Origin of the sequence: Bacillus sp. Marseille-Q3570 (assembly GCF_946151055.1) — a bacterium.
Taxonomy (GTDB): domain Bacteria; phylum Bacillota; class Bacilli; order Bacillales; family Fictibacillaceae; genus Pseudalkalibacillus.
In genome coordinates this window covers 253,918-270,258 of record NZ_CAMGYZ010000007.1, presented here as the reverse complement: position 1 = coordinate 270,258, position 16,341 = coordinate 253,918, and the positions used below count along the sequence as shown (strand labels likewise).

Annotated in this window: 14 protein-coding genes; 5 read left to right on the top strand and 9 right to left on the bottom strand. The window is 40.5% G+C overall.

All coding sequences use genetic code 11. From position 1 onward, the window contains the following. Positions 1–25 precede the first annotated feature (25 nt). Complete coding sequence (locus N8M93_RS13400) at positions 26–202, top strand: hypothetical protein (RefSeq protein ID WP_261132600.1); 177 nt, start codon at positions 26–28, stop codon at positions 200–202. Between the two features lie 32 nt (positions 203–234). On the opposite strand, the gene pepF is transcribed toward N8M93_RS13400, so the two are convergent. The 4 genes from pepF to mecA form a co-directional block, all read right to left on the bottom strand. Continuing rightward, positions 235–2,055 carry an oligoendopeptidase F gene (gene pepF, locus N8M93_RS13395; RefSeq protein WP_261132598.1) on the bottom strand — a complete coding sequence of 607 codons (1,821 nt, stop codon included), beginning with the start codon at positions 2,053–2,055 and terminating at the stop codon, positions 235–237. A 459-nt stretch (positions 2,056–2,514) separates the two neighbouring features. Further along, entirely contained in the window at positions 2,515–3,702 is a 1,188-nt protein-coding gene (locus N8M93_RS13390) for a competence protein CoiA (protein ID WP_261132596.1), read from the bottom strand. Positions 3,703–3,798: 96 nt separating this feature from the next. Next, entirely contained in the window at positions 3,799–5,331 is a 1,533-nt protein-coding gene (cls, locus tag N8M93_RS13385; RefSeq protein ID WP_261132594.1) for a cardiolipin synthase, read from the bottom strand. A 170-nt stretch (positions 5,332–5,501) separates the two neighbouring features. Continuing rightward, a complete protein-coding gene (gene mecA, locus N8M93_RS13380) occupies positions 5,502–6,179 on the bottom strand; it encodes an adaptor protein MecA (RefSeq protein WP_261132593.1) in 678 nt (225 codons plus the stop codon). A gap of 367 nt (positions 6,180–6,546) precedes the next feature. On the opposite strand from mecA, the gene N8M93_RS13375 reads away from it, so the two are divergent. Further along, on the top strand, positions 6,547–7,221 hold the full coding sequence (locus tag N8M93_RS13375; RefSeq protein ID WP_261132592.1) for a TerC family protein: 675 nt from the start codon (positions 6,547–6,549) through the stop codon (positions 7,219–7,221). Positions 7,222–7,266: 45 nt separating this feature from the next. On the opposite strand, the gene N8M93_RS13370 is transcribed toward N8M93_RS13375, so the two are convergent. Both N8M93_RS13370 and spxA read right to left on the bottom strand, forming a co-directional pair. After that, positions 7,267–8,259 (bottom strand): nuclease-related domain-containing protein, encoded by a 993-nt coding sequence (locus N8M93_RS13370; RefSeq protein WP_261132590.1) that lies wholly within the window; start codon positions 8,257–8,259, stop codon positions 7,267–7,269. Between the two features lie 437 nt (positions 8,260–8,696). Next, positions 8,697–9,092, bottom strand: coding sequence for a transcriptional regulator SpxA (spxA, locus tag N8M93_RS13365; RefSeq protein WP_221563850.1), 396 nt, complete (start codon positions 9,090–9,092; stop codon positions 8,697–8,699). Between the two features lie 262 nt (positions 9,093–9,354). Here spxA and N8M93_RS13360 point away from each other — a divergent pair, with 262 nt between their 5' ends. Continuing rightward, entirely contained in the window at positions 9,355–10,533 is a 1,179-nt protein-coding gene (locus N8M93_RS13360) for an efflux RND transporter periplasmic adaptor subunit (protein ID WP_261132587.1), read from the top strand. Between the two features lie 9 nt (positions 10,534–10,542). After that, positions 10,543–13,611 carry an efflux RND transporter permease subunit gene (locus N8M93_RS13355; protein ID WP_261132584.1) on the top strand — a complete coding sequence of 1,023 codons (3,069 nt, stop codon included), beginning with the start codon at positions 10,543–10,545 and terminating at the stop codon, positions 13,609–13,611. Positions 13,612–13,694: 83 nt separating this feature from the next. On the opposite strand, the gene N8M93_RS13350 is transcribed toward N8M93_RS13355, so the two are convergent. Both N8M93_RS13350 and N8M93_RS13345 read right to left on the bottom strand, forming a co-directional pair. Beyond that, positions 13,695–13,823 (bottom strand): hypothetical protein, encoded by a 129-nt coding sequence (locus tag N8M93_RS13350; RefSeq protein WP_261132582.1) that lies wholly within the window; start codon positions 13,821–13,823, stop codon positions 13,695–13,697. A gap of 23 nt (positions 13,824–13,846) precedes the next feature. Further along, positions 13,847–14,389 (bottom strand): N-acetyltransferase, encoded by a 543-nt coding sequence (locus N8M93_RS13345; protein ID WP_261132698.1) that lies wholly within the window; start codon positions 14,387–14,389, stop codon positions 13,847–13,849. A gap of 303 nt (positions 14,390–14,692) precedes the next feature. Between N8M93_RS13345 and N8M93_RS13340 the strand changes: the two genes are divergently transcribed. Further along, positions 14,693–14,872 carry a hypothetical protein gene (locus tag N8M93_RS13340; protein ID WP_261132580.1) on the top strand — a complete coding sequence of 60 codons (180 nt, stop codon included), beginning with the start codon at positions 14,693–14,695 and terminating at the stop codon, positions 14,870–14,872. 91 nt (positions 14,873–14,963) lie between these two features. On the opposite strand, the gene N8M93_RS13335 is transcribed toward N8M93_RS13340, so the two are convergent. Beyond that, complete coding sequence (locus tag N8M93_RS13335) at positions 14,964–16,154, bottom strand: putative glycoside hydrolase (protein ID WP_396125570.1); 1,191 nt, start codon at positions 16,152–16,154, stop codon at positions 14,964–14,966. Positions 16,155–16,341 lie beyond the last annotated feature (187 nt).

Here is a 16,341-nt window from a genome sequence, read left to right as displayed (position 1 = left end):
ACTGTAGTGAAAGGAGATTGATATCATGCAATTAGGGATGATTCTAGGAGTTTTTGGGGTCATGGTCAGTTTCGTCCTGGTCGTTTTCGGCTTCCTCCACATTTTCCCCTTATTCATAGCAACACCACTGCTATTCATATCCATTTTCTATATTCTTGCCCGTATCAACAGCCGCAACCGATTCAAGGGCTTTAAAATTTAACCGGGCTGACCTCGCAGCCAGCCCGGTATTTATTATTCTGTTTCGAAAAGTAACTCTTCCATTTCACCCAATACGGATTCAAATACCGAAAGAGCTTCCTCGATTGGTTTGCTGCTCGTCATATCCACTCCTGCCTTCTTCAAGACTTCGATTGGATAATCAGAACTTCCAGCTTTCAAGAATTCAAGATATCGTTCAACTGCCGGCGCGCCTTCATCTAAAATCTGTTTAGAAAGCGAAGCGGCTGCACTGAAGCCAGTTGCATATTGATATACATAGTAGTTGTAATAGAAGTGAGGAATCCTTGCCCATTCAAGTCCGATTTCCTCATCAATGATGATGTCTTCGCCAAAGTATTTTTCATTTAGTTCATAATAGAGTTTTGTAAACAAATCAGGAGTCAAGGCTTCACCAGCAGCTGCCCGTTCATGGATCAATTGTTCGAACTCCGCGAACATCGTCTGACGGAAAACGGTGCCTCGGAATCCTTCAAGAAGATGGTTCAACAAGTATAATTTCTTCTTCTTGTCATCTGTAATGCTGAGCATATATTCATTCAACAATGCTTCATTACAAGTAGAAGCTACTTCCGCAACAAAAATCGAATAGTTCGCATATGGATATGGTTGTGTATCGCGTGTGTAGTAGCTGTGAACGGAGTGTCCGATTTCATGCGTCAGAGTAAACAGGTTGTTTACGTTGTCCTGCCAATTCATAAGTATATATGGCATCGTCCCATAAGCTCCGGAAGAATATGCTCCACTTCTCTTTCCTACGTTCTCCTGGACATCGATCCATCGCTTTTCATAGCCTTCTTTAACGATATTGACGTATTCTTCTCCAAGTGGTGATAGACTCTTTACGACAAGGCCTTTCGCCTCATCATAAGGGATCTCCATTTTCACATCTTTCACAATCGGTGTGTAGAGATCATACATGTGCAATTCATCCAAGCCGAGAGCTTCTTTCCGAAGTTTCACATAACGGTGCATCAGATGAAGATTGTCATTCACCGTCTCCACGAGATTATCGTAGACCGTCTCAGGGATATTGTTTGCATCAAGTGCAGCTTGACGTGCAGAATCATACTTCCTTACTCTTGCATTGAAATTATCTTTTTTCACTGTTCCACTTAATGTACTCGCAAATGTATTTTTGAATTTGTCATAAGTTCCATACATCGCCTTGAAAGCATTCTTGCGGACTTCCTGATCATCACTTTCCAAGAAGCGGATATAACGACCATGCGTTAGCTCAACCTCTTCCCCATTTTCATCTTTGACTGTCGGAAACTTGAGGTCCGCATTATTCAACATGCCGAACGTATTACTCGCATTGTTCGTCACTTCACTTACACCTGCGAGCAGCGCTTCCTCTTTTTGAGACAACACATGAGGACGGCTTCTGTTGATTTCATCTAGAAAATGATCGTATAGCTTCAAGTCATCATTCTCTTCCACAAAGGATCTGATCTGACTTTCATCTAAAGAAAGAATTTCAGGAACGATATATGAAAGGTGACTGCTTGTTTCAGTCGCTAATGTCGCCACACGATCATTCAGCCCCTGGTAGAAGGAATTCGTTGTATCCTGGTCATTTCTCATATGCGCATATGTATACAACTTTCCAAGCCGTTTGGTAATTTCATCTTGAAGCTGCAGGGCTTCATATAGGGTTGCTGACGATTCCCCCAGTTTCCCCTGAAATTGATCAATCTGAGGAATCAATTCTTTTACCTGTTTGAATTCTTCTTCCCATACGTCATCCGTTTCGAAAATATCTTCTAAATCCCAAGTATCTCCAACCGGAATTTCATCTCTTTTCGGTAATGATTTCACTGCTTGTTCTGCCATTTAAAATCCTCCTTATTTCCTCTAACAGAATTATTGGTCCAGGTAGGTTGTTTCCTAGTACTTAAAGAAAAGATAAAATACTTTCTTCAGTAGAAGTGCACAAGCTGGCGGCTTCGGAAGCAATACACCGCACGAAGGAAAAGCAAATGCTTTTTCGAGTAACGAATGGCTCAGCCTACGCCTAAGCTTGGCTTTGCCATGTTTTCTTTATAGAAAACAATCCCTACATCTGTATAAAATTCGAGGGACAGTTCCAATTTCCTTTCTTTCTCTCCTATGTTTTTCAGATAAATCCAGGATTATTTATATACTTGCTTTTATTTCTTATTTTCAAAATCCACTCCCTTCTACGGGTGAACCGCAAACCTTCTCAGTCTTTCCTCACTGCTTGATCTCGCCTGGTTTGCTGTTCCCACAGGAGTCTCGTTAATTTCTTGAAAAAGCATGCAATAAGGTTTTTTACACCTGAATTTTAAAATACTGTTTCAACGTTTTTCTAACATCAGTGATCGATTCTGGAAACTTGAGCTCTTTCTTTTTCATAAAGTGATTCACATCAACTCTCCGCAGTACACCGAACTTACATAACCATTGCATATAATCCATCAATGCATAAGAAATATGACTCTGTTCATCTGCAAGGTTAGGACGTGTGCTGATTTTATAAAACTTGATTGTTTTAATGAATTTATGGAAGATTTGACGAAATGAGAAAGTGGAATCAATTGATATTGGAAGGAGGATTTCAATCAGGAAGCAGGTTTGCCACACATATGCAGGTGAGTTGAACCAAAAAAGGTGTTTAGAAGGTAGTCCAGCTTCAATTGGAAAAAGACTCACCGGTATCCCTTTTTTCATCAGGTGTTTCTTCATCATCATGACCGAGGGATCCTTATTCAAATGGATGTAAAGGCGGGTCGTTATGCTTCTTACAATCCATTCTGTATGGAAATCCTTTAAATTAGGCGGCTCAAGTTCATTTGCGTGAAATGGATATACGATTTGATTTGATGAGATGGTCTTTTTACAGGCAAGAATAGTCCTTGAGGTATATGGAACGATGGAATGTAGAAATGTAAAGGATAAGCTTAGAGGGCAGTAATACAAGATATAAGGAGAAAAGTCGCAGCGGTCGTTGAATCGTAAGGATTGGAAGGCAAGTTCGTCCATTCTATAGAAGCGGGTATTCTTGATTCTGGATAGCCTTTTCGATCCCAGAATCCAAATAGGCTCGATTCCTGCATTTTGAAGGGTATGATTACGTTTATTGAAAATCTCGATGGGGATTGTTGCGCATTGATATTCAATCGCTGTCGATAAGCCAGGGAGATATAAGTCGGGGCGTTGCTTCAATAATGGAAAGTATCGTTCTAATTCTGGGGTAACGTTTCGAGTGGATAACCATTGATACAATTGTCTTTTCCCTAACAAATGGTAGGTTGATTCTGGTTCGGTGTCTACTCCGCATGCCGTGCCGCTGATGTGTGAAAAGTGCCAGATCCTTTTTGTGCCAAGCTTGAGGATAACGTCCTTATTACAGACAGGACATTGGAAAGTATCCATATCTCTGAGCTTTTCCAACTCGTCTTTTTTCCAGGTTTCGGCCAGATTGATGCACTGCCCGTTGCTGGAATTCGCTAAAAGCATTGAATCACCTCTATCAATTGAATTTTTCGCACCTCAGTAATATTCCATATAAAAAAACAGAACCCTTCTCGCTGGAGAAAAGATTCTGTAAATCCTTCAAAGCAGTGGCGATAAGAGCCTTGATGTAGATTCAAGGATTTTATAATAAAATGCCCGATTGTTGAACGACTCAAGGACAAGGGGGGTCGAATCCTCAAGATCCTGGATATAGTCATCAACCAGCCTCAAGGTACTTTTCGTACGGTATAGAAATGCGTTCACTTCGAAATTCAAATGGAAGCTTCTCATATCCATGTTTGCTGTACCGATGGAAGCTAGTTCATTGTCGACGATGATGATCTTACTGTGCAAAAAGCCCTTGCGATATTCGTAGATCTTCACACCAGCTTCGAGAAGACTTGGAAAATAAGATCTAGATGCATGGAATGGCAGCTTCTTATCCGGTCTTGCAGGGAATAACAACCGAACATCGATACCGCTTAAAGCAGCGACTCTTAATGCATTCAGAATGTCCTCATCAGGTATGAAATAAGGTGATGTGATCCAAATTGATTTCTTAGCAGAGATGATCATCGAGAAAAATAACTTCTTGATGATGTCCCATTGATGATCGGGTCCGCCAGCAATCATCTGTACACCACCATAGACTTGGGCACTCGGAATTTCAGGAGATAGATAATTCGGCTCCAAAAGTGTCTCTCCAGTCATCGAATACCAATCCTGCAAAAAGATGATCTGTAAGCTTCTAACCGCTTCTCCCTTTACCATCAGATGTGTATCCCGCCAGTAACCGTAAGTGGGATTCAATCCTAAGTACTCATCACCGATGTTAAGCCCGCCTACAAAACCGACATTCCCATCAATCACGACAATTTTCCGATGGTTCCGGTAGTTGATCTTGTTATTGAATAAAGGGAGTTTAACAGGTAAAAAAGGTACAGCCTGAACGCCTGCATCCCGAAGTTGATCAATATAATCGCGCGAGAGCTTCCAGCTTCCGACTGCATCATACAAGAAACGGACATCGACTCCCTGTTTCGCTTTTTCCATCAAGATGGTCTGTATCTTTTTACCGATATTATCATGACGCACAATATAATATTCCATATGTATATGTTCTTCCGCATTGCGTAAGGCTTCAAGAATACAAGTGTAGGTTTCTTTCCCATTAGTAAGAACCTTCGTATCGGTGTTGAATGAAATCGGGCTCTTTCCTAGCCTCTGGGCTAACTGGAACAACAACCGTTGATGATCACCCATCATTTTCATATTATCATCATCGATGGCACGATTCTGTTCAAATCGCGAAAAAGCCTCTTCATCAGTGAGCGCTTTTTGATCGAACATTTTCTTTTTACGATAATTCCGGCCAAACATCATATAGAAAAAGAAACCGACTAAAGGAAATGCGGCCAAAACAACGAACCAGGTCAGCGTCTGTGACGGATGCCGATTTTCTAAAAAGATGACAATCCCGATGAAAAGTGCAGAAAATGAAAAAAAGATACTTAACGCACCAAGAATCCAATTCGCTCCGACAATCCAATTCTCCCAGTATGGTTTCGTGAAGACGAATATACTTATCAGAATTGCTAAGAACATCGTAAGCTGCAATGTCTTTTTGAACATGGTTACATCCCTCTGAACTCAATGTGGCATTGATTAGCAATGTAATGGTATGGAGAAAGCCTGTCAAACCCATGCCCTAGTGTAGGCTGAGCCTTGAAGAAGGTATTTATACTCTTCTTTAAATGTAAAAAACGAAAACGCCGAAATTCTTGACGAAGATCGGCGTCCCACTACTTCTTAGGAAAATACTCGTTCAATTGTTCGAGCGCATTTTCTGCAAGAATCACTTTACCATACTCTTCGATCCGATGAACGGTAAGATCTGTTTCATCACCAAATTCCAGCAATCTGCTCAACACATCATCCTGTTCAGATTCACTGAACGAATCATAGAAAGTCACGTACAAATAGTACTTATTCTCATAATGATAAAGGATATCTTCAAATGACTCGCAATTGATATCGTGACTTAATGATATGAGATCCTCGATGTCATCGAAACGGATCATGAAAGATAAGTAATCCTCATCATCGGGTTCAGAAGCATCATCGTTATCAACATCGGAATTGAATTGATGGTCAAGCATCTTTTCAATGTTTTCATCAACTGGCACATCGACTTGCTTGTCATCTGAAATCGGAAGCTCCAATTTCGAACCATCCTGTGATAACGAAGCCCGTGTCACCAAGATCTCAAGTCCCTTATCTAAAGCCTGGACCTGAATCCAAAGTGGACCTTCTAATGAAAATTGTTCCTGTTGATGTGCTTCATCCATCATCTCCCAGAACAGCTCTTCTCCCCGTTCCCGGTTTTGCCAAATTTCTTCTTTATCGAATCCTCTTGTCTCTATATCGCTATAAGTTATGAAAAACTTTATTGTATACTCATTTACACGTTCTATTTCCATGGTGTTTCTCTCCCTTCGATCCAGATTGCTCACCTGGAAGAGATTTTGAACCCCTGTACGTCAAAATTTACCTTCTTTCGTATAGTGTTCCCGTTTTGTACGATGCTGAATCAATAATAAAGTGTTGGAGTTTCTTGTACTTCTATTCTATGATAAATAAGTGAGGAATGAAATAAAAATGCATGACCATTTTTACTTTTTTACCATAAATAGGCCGATAACCGATACTGCCTAGCTTGACGCTATTGAAGAACTATTTTATAATTTCAACGTTCATGATCTTGTACATATAGCTATTTTGGTTGATTGTACGTGGATTATAAGCCAACGTCAAGTGTTTTTTCATATTAGAAAGGGGCTTACTTTTTTGTTTGAATCGGAATTTATCATTGCACTTTTATCAATTATTGCCATTGACATCGTTCTTGGCGGGGATAATGCGATTGTCATCGCGTTGGCAAGTCGTAATTTACCCGTTCACCAGCGGAATAAAGCGATTTTATTAGGGACAGGTTTAGCGATTGCCGTAAGGGTTGTCCTAACCATTGTTGCCGTTTACTTATTAAAAATACCTTACCTTATGTTAGTTGGTGGCGTCCTTCTTGTTTACATCGCCTATAATTTGTTGGCTGAAGATAGTGGCGAAGCAGACATCAAGGCTGGGACAACATTAAGAGAGGCTGTAAGGACAATTGTCGTTGCGGATATCGTGATGGGCCTCGATAATGTACTGGCCATCGCAGGTGCCGCTCATGGAAACATCTTACTCGTGATCATCGGATTACTCGTATCGGTACCGATCATCATTTGGGGAAGTAAATTGATCCTCCATTTCATGGAACGATTTCCGGCACTCGTCTATATCGGATCAGGGATTCTCGCATTTACAGCAGCTAAGATGATCACAGAGGAAAATATCATCCACAACTTGATTGGACACAATGATTTCCTTAGCGTTCTCCTATACGTATTCATCATCGGCGGTGTCCTGTTATCAGGATGGTTCACCAAACGCATAAAAACACGTGAAAGTTTGAACTGAAAAGTTAGATAAAAAGGGCTCGCCCAAAATTGGGTGGGTTTTTTGTTAATAGAATTTCTTTGCTGACCATAAGGCGGAAAGGTCGTAACTGAGTCTGGACGTATTTCCTTTATGTTGTAGTTTTAATGATTGTAATAAGTACCTTGCAGAATTTCTGGAATCGATTTGAAGATAATTTCTTAATTGTTGGTTTGTAATGGCGGGTTGGATTAAGAGGTAATAATCACGAAGCGCATTTAAGTGAGCGTCTTTTGAGACTGTTTGACAAGTGTGGCAAATCCACTTGCCGTGAATTCTTTTCATTGGAATAGTGAAACAATGAGGGCATCTTACTCCAGTTATAAGCTCATCTTTTGAAATTTCCAGCTGGCTGAGAAGATCTGGATCATGAGGAGTGTGATGTTTTATTATCAACTTCTTTAGTTTTCTTAGATCTTTGGTTGAAAGATACTCTTTAGTGTGGTTATGGTGAAGATTTTCTATTGTTATACGGAGTAAGGAATTGCGAAGGACTTTTTCCGTGAGCAGCTTCTCATTATCCCGAGGAACGATTTGAGCGGAGTCATTTGTCACAACAACAAATGAATATATCGGTATATCATTCGGGAACTTATGTTGTTCTAACCATCTCCTCAGTTGAAAATGTTGATGTTCTACCTGTTGTATCGGATCTTTGTAAATTACTTCCCGTCCGTCATCTAATTGTTGGATGAGTTGGCTATGTGCGGTGTCAAAAATAAGTTTTCCGGCTAAATTTTTGACTTCTAATATAATGGTGAATTTCGCGTGGGTTAAAAGTGAATCCAATTGGAAGTAATATTCACCGCTTGATAAGCGGGTACCATTAAAAATCGTGTATCCTTTTTCATCGAGAAAGCTTAAGGGATAGTCAAGTGACCTTTCACCCTTCTCTCCAGCCTTGCTTTTCGACAACAAGATTTCGGCTTTTGCTCTTTTAGGATGGTAAGGTGGACATCTTCTTAGTATTGCTTCAAGCTTTTCGATTTTTGGTGAGTGAAAAGTAATTTTTTGCGTCAAAAAATCACTCCTTTCTTAATTCTTTCAGTTTTATTCTAGTCGCACTTCCATTTTCCCTTTTTTGAGCGGCATAATTTTATTTATAAGGTGTTTCAGGAGGCGTATGTGGAGGTTTTTGATCAAATTTGAGCACTGCTTGAGCAAATATGTGCGGAGCATGAGCAATTCCGAGGGCATCTTGCGTAATTCTGAGGTCATCTTGAGCAATTCCGAGGGCATTTTGCGTAATTCTGAGGTCATCTTGCGTAATTCTGAGGTCATCTTGCGTAATTTAGTAAAATAGCCCCACTCCACGACAGCGAAATCCCCTCAACACAACCCACTGCAAGAAGAAAATCCCTCCCGTGCTCAACAATCAGCACCCCAAGCTCCCCCTCTAAATAAAACAAAAAAAGACTGTTGCCTACCTTTAAAGTTAAGCAGCAGTCTTTTCATTATTAATTGACCATTTTTTGAGCTTCGAGCAGTTGGAATGTACGTACTTTTCTTGGTAGGAAACGACGGATTTCATCTTCGTTGTATCCTACTTGCAGACGTTTTTCATCAATCAAAATCGGGCGACGCAGTAGTCCAGGATTTTCGCTCATCAGCTCGAACAGATCTTGTAATGGCATCGTTTCGAGATTGACATTCAGTTCCTGGAACGTCTTGGAGCGTTTCGAAATGATTTCGTCTGTACCTTCCTCTGTCATTCGCAAAATTTCTTTTAGCTCATTGATTGACAATGGCTCTGAAAAGATATTACGCTCTTGGAAGGGTATTTCGTGTTCCTCTAACCATGCTCTAGCCTTTCTGCATGAAGTGCAGCTTGGAGAAGTATATAATGTAACCATAAGGATCGTCTCCTTTCATGATTTGAAAATCATATTTATAAGAAATCTTACTTTAAAAAGATTATTAATCACAATTCTTATTATACAACAATTTCTATGTGTATGATAGGGTATAAATGGATTTCCTTCAGAAACTGTGTCCATCTTGTTAAACCTACCCAAAATCCTTGTTCCCTTGTTTATTTTTTTTAAACCTAAACTATAATAAAACTTAGATTGTTTCTCATAAATTTGCTTGTAGATGATAATGGAGTGAGTATTCTTGAAAAAGTCATTAGCTTTGCTTAGTAGTTTCATATTCCTTTTAACAGCGTGTTCCGAAGATATCATTACAAGCGACAACGCTGCTGACAATGCGATACCTGTAAAGACGGCAACTGTTGAAAAATCCACCTTCAAAGAATCAATTGAACTCGTTGGTAAAGCAACCCCGTCTGAGCAAGTCCCTGTCATCTCCTCCACACCTTCTCAAGTAAAAGAAGTACATATAAAAGAAGGAGATCATGTTAAAAAAGGAGATCTGCTCTTTTCATTAGAAGACCAACAACTACGACAACAACTTGCGCAAGCTCGATCAGCCGTCTCGACCCTTGAGCGTTCGCGAAATCAACTGAATTCAGCGATCGAACAACAACAAGCTACACAATCCCGTGTGAACGACGTCATTGATGAAACCATCGATCAGCTGGAAGAGATCCCTTCACCTGAACAAGTTGATTCTGATGAAATCACAGCTACGATCTCAGAAACACTTGAACAATTAAAAGGAGTAGCCTCGACTGGTTCCTCCCTTACTGCTTCCACCCTACCGCTGATCAACGGTCAACTGGAACAGGCAAAGGGAGCTGTGAGACAAGCCGAAAGTGCATTAGAAGCTACTAAGATCACATCACCAATCAATGGGACAGTCGATCAAGTCAATGCAAAAGCTGGAATTCCAGCCCTCCCTTCTTCACCTTTAGCTGTTGTTTCAAGTAATCAAGATCTGAAGGCTGTATTCAGTGCAAATAAATTCCATATAAAAGAACTCACAGAGGATATGGCAGTACAAATGAGCTTTGATGACGTATCAAAACCGATTAAAGGTACAATCGCATCCATTTCATCAGAACCCAATCCGGAAACAAACACGTACACGGTTTCAGTCCCATTACCTGAAAACCAGGAAAACATCCAGTCAGATTCAGTTGCTACTGCTCTGATCGATATCAGGATCAAAGAAAATGCACTGACTGTTCCGAATCAGGCTATTCTCTATGAGCAAAACAAGCCATATGTCTTTGTCGTCCAGGATGAACGTGCGATCAAACGAGTAATTGGACTCGAAGCATCAGGCAAGCATACAAGTCATGTAAGCAATGGATTGACTGAAGGTGACATTGTTGTCACCGAAGGAAAATACCAATTGATAAACCGTTCGAAAATCAGTATTAAAAAGTGAGTGGACTTGATGAAAATAACCGAACTTTCCGTATTTAGACCAATCGCCATGGGAATGGTGATCTTATTCATGCTAATCATCGGGGCGGTAAGTGTCCGGAACACACCGGTCGACTTATTCCCTGATCTTACTTTTCCAGTTGCAGCAGTCACGGTTACATATGAAGGCGCAAGTCCAGAGGAAGTTGAGAAACTTCTTGCTCAACCGATCGAAAATATCATGGGAACCATCCCTAACGTTGAAAGTGTTTCATCTGTTTCTAGAACAGGCGGGGCACTTATTATTGTGTCATACAACTGGGGCACCGACATGGACTTTGCCGCCTTAAAAATGAGGGAACAGCTTGATGCAGTTCGTGGTCAACTCCCTCGAGACGTTCCACAACCAAGAGTTCTCCGGTTCAATCCGAATGACCTCCCGATTGTCCGGTTAGGCATCCAAGCGCCAGATGGTGACCTAGTCTCTGCCAAGAAACTTGTAGAAAATGAAATCAAGCCTGCCCTGGATTCAATTGATGGCGTTGCTTCTGTCACCATTGAAGGTGGCACAGAGAAAGTCGTAAACGTGTCTGTCGATCCAGAAGCTTTGAATGATTTTGGTATCACCATCGACCAGCTCAGACAAATTTTAGCTGGAGAAAACGTGACGATGCCAAGTGGAGAAATCAATGATAAAGAAATGAAGTATCCATTACGTGTTGTAGGAGAATTCGATTCGATCACTGAGCTCAGACAATTACCAATTCCGACTAAAAACGGGGTCGTGGAACTGGACCAGCTCGTTGAAGTTGAAGAGACGACAGCGAATGCAGACCAGATCAGTTATCTGAACGGTGAACCGAGCATCGGTATATCCATCCTGAAACAATCCGGAGAGAATACCGTTACGGTAGCCAACAACGTCGAAAAGAAATTGGAAGATCTCCCACTTTCCGAAAATGTGAAAGTGGAGACGATTTTCAATCAGGCTAAATTCATTAAACAGTCCATTAAAGCGGTTCTCCTTAATATGATCATCGGTAGTTTACTTGCCGCCGGAATCCTGTATCTTTTCTTAAGGAATATCCGCAGTACTTTGATCATCGGCTTCTCGATACCGATCTCTGTGATGACTGCTTTCATTTTCATGTATTTTTCTGGCCAAACCCTCAACCTGCTAACTTTAGGTGGATTGGCACTCGGGGTTGGTATGATTGTCGATAATTCCATCGTCATTTTAGAAAGTATATACAGACTAAGGGAAAAAGGAGTACCTATAAAAGAGGCTGCGATCACTGGGACAAAAGAAGTCAGCGGTGCTGTCATCGCCTCTACCCTGACAACTGTGGTCGTTTTTCTGCCGATCGTTTTTGTCGATGGTTTGGCTGCACAGTTATTTAAACCATTAGCTCTAAGTGTTACGTATGCGCTCGCAGCTTCACTCATCACAGCGCTGATCATCGTTCCATTATTGTCATCTAACTTGATCTCAGGAAAACACAAGAAAATCAATCAGAAAGGGAAGTTTCTAAACTTTCAAAGGCGCTATGTCTATCTCTTAAGAAAAGCACTTCGTTATCCGAAGCGGGTGATTTTCGGTACATTGATTCTCCTGCTCGTATCGCTATCGGCTATCCCATTCATAGGGACAGAGTTTTTACCAGCACAAGACCAGAGTTACGTTAATATTGATGTAGAACTGCCACCAGGAAGCAGTACTGAATCAACCTATCAAACAACTGAAGTCATCAATGAAAAATTGGATAGTATTAGCGCAATTGATCTCTATTATGTGACAATCGGCGGGTCGAATGACTTTTCCATCCAGGCTGGCACCAATAGTAATACGGCAATGTACAGCATATTATTGAAGCCTATTTCCGAACGTGAGCAATCGGATGTTCAAATAGCCGAAACCATCAGATCAAAAATCGGCAAGGTTGAAAATGCTGAGATATCTGTACAAGCAAGTGACGCAGGCTTTTCAGAATCGCCCGTGTCTATAGAAGTGTCTGGTCCGGATTTAGGGACACTTGAAACCATTTCAGACAATATTAAGGCAGAAATCAATAAGGTGGATGGAATTCGGGAAATCGATTCTAATTATGAAACAGGGAATCCTCAGGTTGAAATTGAAGTTGATCGAACCAAAGCCTCAAGTTTCGGTCTGACCAGTGCCCAGGTGTCGCAAGCTGTTCAAAATGCAACGAACGGTAGAGTCGCTACTGTATTCAATCGAAGCGGTGACCAGGTCGACGTAAGGGTTCAAGTCGATCCAGAAAAGCTTGGAGATGTCGAAGATCTAAAGAATTTAAATATCGAGACACCTAGGGGAGAATTGGTGAAATTGAAGTCGATAGCTGAGATCAATCAAGGAACTGGTCCCAGTCAAATCAACAGGTCCGATCGATTACGGGAAATCAGGGTCAGCGCATCAATTCTCGATCGAGACCTGGGAAATGTAATGGATGATGTCAAAAAACAAATGAAAGAGAATGTCTCTCTACCATCTGGCTATGAAATTTCGTTCGGTGGTCAAAATCAACAAATGAAAGATGCCTTCCTAAAATTGAGCGGTGCTTTGGCACTTGCGATTGTTTTAATATACATGGTTATGGCCGGTCAATTCGAATCCTATTTCTACCCATTCATCATCATGTTCTCGATACCACTTACGGCAATTGGAATTTTGCTGGGATTGGTCGTAACCCGTCAGCCTTTTGGAGTTGGTTCGTTAGTCGGAATCTTGATTTTGACAGGGATCATAGTCAACAACGCCATCGTACTCGTCGACTATATCAATCAGTTGAAACAAAGAGGAATCTCCACTTCCCGTTCGATTGTAAGGGCAGGTAAAGCACGTTTACGTCCGATCATGATGACTGCCTTGACGACGATCCTCGGCTTGATCCCACTTATGATCGGGATCGGTGAAGGTACAGAAATCCAACAACCTATGGCGATTGTGATTATTTTTGGTCTTCTATTCGGGACATTGATCAGTCTGATTTTCATACCAGTCATCTATAACCAATTCGACCGGTTAAAAGAAACACGGAAAAGGAAAAAAGAACAATCGGAAGATATACCAAAATCTTAGATATATAAAAGGGGCTTAGTCATAAGTGTCGAACACTCATGACTAAGCCCCCTGTTGTTATTTAGGGAATCTTTGTGTAGATATCAAGCTGTATATCTTTTAGATTGTGACGCTGGGCCTTTTGTCGGCTTAGGCGTCCAACCTGGCAGCTTCTTTTTAAGAAGGTCCTTGATCCATTCTCGTTTCTTCTTATTCTTTGTACGGCGTTTCATGAATCTCACCGTCCTTTCCTCACTTACTCTTCAAATGTGAGAACATCATCTACATCCTGATAAGATTTACCGTACAGCTCTACGTCTTTGTAGGTATGAATCTTTTCATACATTTTTTTCATACTTTCGTATACCATTTCTTCTGATTCATTTTCAGGTGCCCAGAAAAGGATTTCCATCTCATTGATTTCATTTGTCGCAAGTGAGCGGCGTCTGTACCCGATTGATTCTGCATGTATGAATCCTTCCCGTTTATAAAAGCGTTGTCTTTTTTCGGTATCAGAATCTTCGTAATCGACGGGCTCTACTTCCAGGATGATCGGCTTTCCCTTCTCTTTAAGCTTTTCCAGGATCTTATGGCCAATCCCTTGCCCTCTTGCAGCCCCAGATACAAAAATATAATCGATGAAAATAAAATCCTCGAACTCTGCATACATTAGGACGTGATGTTTACTCTCATCCTTATGATAGACGTCACCTTTTTCCTTCAACAATAACTCCATGTGTTTCTTCGATTTCATTTCTTCTACAGGGAAATATTCATTCAGCTTTTCATACCAGTTCATTGATCTACCCTTTCCATTTGGTTTATTCAATTCCATTATAACACAACCTCCATTTAGCTCTAAATTTGAATTCAAAAGGATTGGTTCGAACTTCCATTAAAGGAACGGTTTTAAAGACAGTTTATATCAATTGTTCAGTAAGTAAGCTATAATAAAAGGGTAAAATAAGGTGTTCAGTGGAAAGACAGGCGGGAACTCCGTTTTTAATCGATAAATAATTTCCCCTCTTCCAAAGGCTTTAAACTTCTTTTACAATAGTAGTATTAGGAAACGTTGGATGTTACATACAAGGAGGTAAATCGAATGCAATTTTTCATCGACCTTACTTTGCTCGGCGTATTTGTCATCGGACTGACTGCTTTCATGGGAATCATTACTCAAGGTTTTGCTTCAAGACTATTTGGTAGAGGAAAAGCAAAATTCTTCTTGAATAAAAGTAAAGATACCCAAACAGGATGGCGAAAGGTTCAAAGGAGAGTATAAAAATATCAAGTTAAAACTGCAAAGACCCAGGAGGATCAATATACTCCTGGGTCTTTTTTGTACTTATGAAAACTCTTCATTATCATTGTCACTAAGGTGTGTAATCTACATTCGGTGTGTATGTGTTTCCGGCATCCCATAATAGGAATTCATTAATACCATTTTCATTGAGTGCACGGATTTGAGCTTCTACTTCTGCTTTACCATAATTCATGTAATTGCCGCTTCCTAAATAAGAAGCCGTAAAATCCTGTATCCATGGTCTTGAAATCGGTGGGTTTTCCAGTTCGCCCAACTTTTTATTTTCCATTTTTGCATATTCCGTAACAAGACGATATGGTTCCAAGTCTGGTTTGGCAATCCCAAAATACGAAGTCCAGTGACTTGGATAGATCATAGATGAAATGACATCGACATGACTCGAAATTTTTGAGAAGTTTTGACCGATCCCTGGTGCTTCAGGTAAGGTTGCGGTATATCCGAAAATGTCTACAGACACTTTAACGCCATAAGGTTCTAATTGTTTCCTGGCATACTCCACGAATTCTGTTACAGCGGTCACTCGCTTTTGAACGCTATCGATATCAAGATCAGCATACTCACCCTGATTATACGATAACGATTTATCACGTTTTTCAAAACCTTCAGGGAAACGGACATAATCAAACTGTATTTCCTGGAATCCCAATTTCGCTGCTTCGATCGCCACTTGTACGTTGTAATCCCATACTTCTTTCATGAATGGATTTACGAATGCTTCTCCACGGCCATTCTTCCAAACCGATCCACCATTTTTAAAGGATAGTTCAGGTTTCTGTTTTGCAAGCACGGAATCCTTAAAAACAACAACCCGTGCTATTGGGTAAATTTCATTTTTCTCTAACGTCTCTAACATTTTCCTCGGGTCTTTGATATACGGTTGACCAGCAGAATGTAATGGGGATTCTTTATCTGGTATGTACGTTATATACCCATGATCATCCTTGATATCAACCACCATTGCATTCAATTCTGTCTTATTAAGCAATGATACGAGCTTCTCAAATCTGCTGCCCCCAGCAGAGTGCCCTGTTACATAAATTCCTCTTACTGCATCTGGATATTGAAAGGTCAATCCTGAATCATATGCAAACCTCGGAAGCTGCTCCGGAAGTTCCCTTTTCATTACATGTGTTTCAATACCTTTGTGAAACGCTACTTCATATTCTTGTGTTTCATCTGCCATTTCCCAAGACGGAAACGCCAAAAGAAACATCGACATGATTACTTTCATCATCCCCATATTTCTGTTCCTCCCCCTGTTGTATCACTTTATAAATACTATTATAGAAAACCAATCATTTCATGAAAAGTAACTTTCGACATAAATTTCATCATTTTCCCAAAAAAATTATATGTTTACTAAGACAATTTAACGATAAATATATAAAACATGACTATGGTTAGAAATTTTTCACTTGAATCGGAGT

Coding starts and splice junctions, on each gene's coding strand:
- N8M93_RS13400 (WP_261132600.1), top strand. CDS start 26: ATGCAATTAGGGATGATTCTAGGAGTTTTTGGGGTCATGGTCAGTTTC.
- N8M93_RS13345 (WP_261132698.1), bottom strand. CDS start 14,389: ATGAACTGGTATGAAAAGCTGAATGAATATTTCCCTGTAGAAGAAATG.
- N8M93_RS13390 (WP_261132596.1), bottom strand. CDS start 3,702: ATGCTTTTAGCGAATTCCAGCAACGGGCAGTGCATCAATCTGGCCGAA.
- N8M93_RS13340 (WP_261132580.1), top strand. CDS start 14,693: ATGCAATTTTTCATCGACCTTACTTTGCTCGGCGTATTTGTCATCGGA.
- N8M93_RS13335 (WP_396125570.1), bottom strand. CDS start 16,154: ATGGGGATGATGAAAGTAATCATGTCGATGTTTCTTTTGGCGTTTCCG.
- spxA (WP_221563850.1), bottom strand. CDS start 9,092: ATGGTTACATTATATACTTCTCCAAGCTGCACTTCATGCAGAAAGGCT.
- cls (WP_261132594.1), bottom strand. CDS start 5,331: ATGTTCAAAAAGACATTGCAGCTTACGATGTTCTTAGCAATTCTGATA.
- N8M93_RS13350 (WP_261132582.1), bottom strand. CDS start 13,823: ATGAAACGCCGTACAAAGAATAAGAAGAAACGAGAATGGATCAAGGAC.
- mecA (WP_261132593.1), bottom strand. CDS start 6,179: ATGGAAATAGAACGTGTAAATGAGTATACAATAAAGTTTTTCATAACT.
- N8M93_RS13355 (WP_261132584.1), top strand. CDS start 10,543: ATGAAAATAACCGAACTTTCCGTATTTAGACCAATCGCCATGGGAATG.
- pepF (WP_261132598.1), bottom strand. CDS start 2,055: ATGGCAGAACAAGCAGTGAAATCATTACCGAAAAGAGATGAAATTCCG.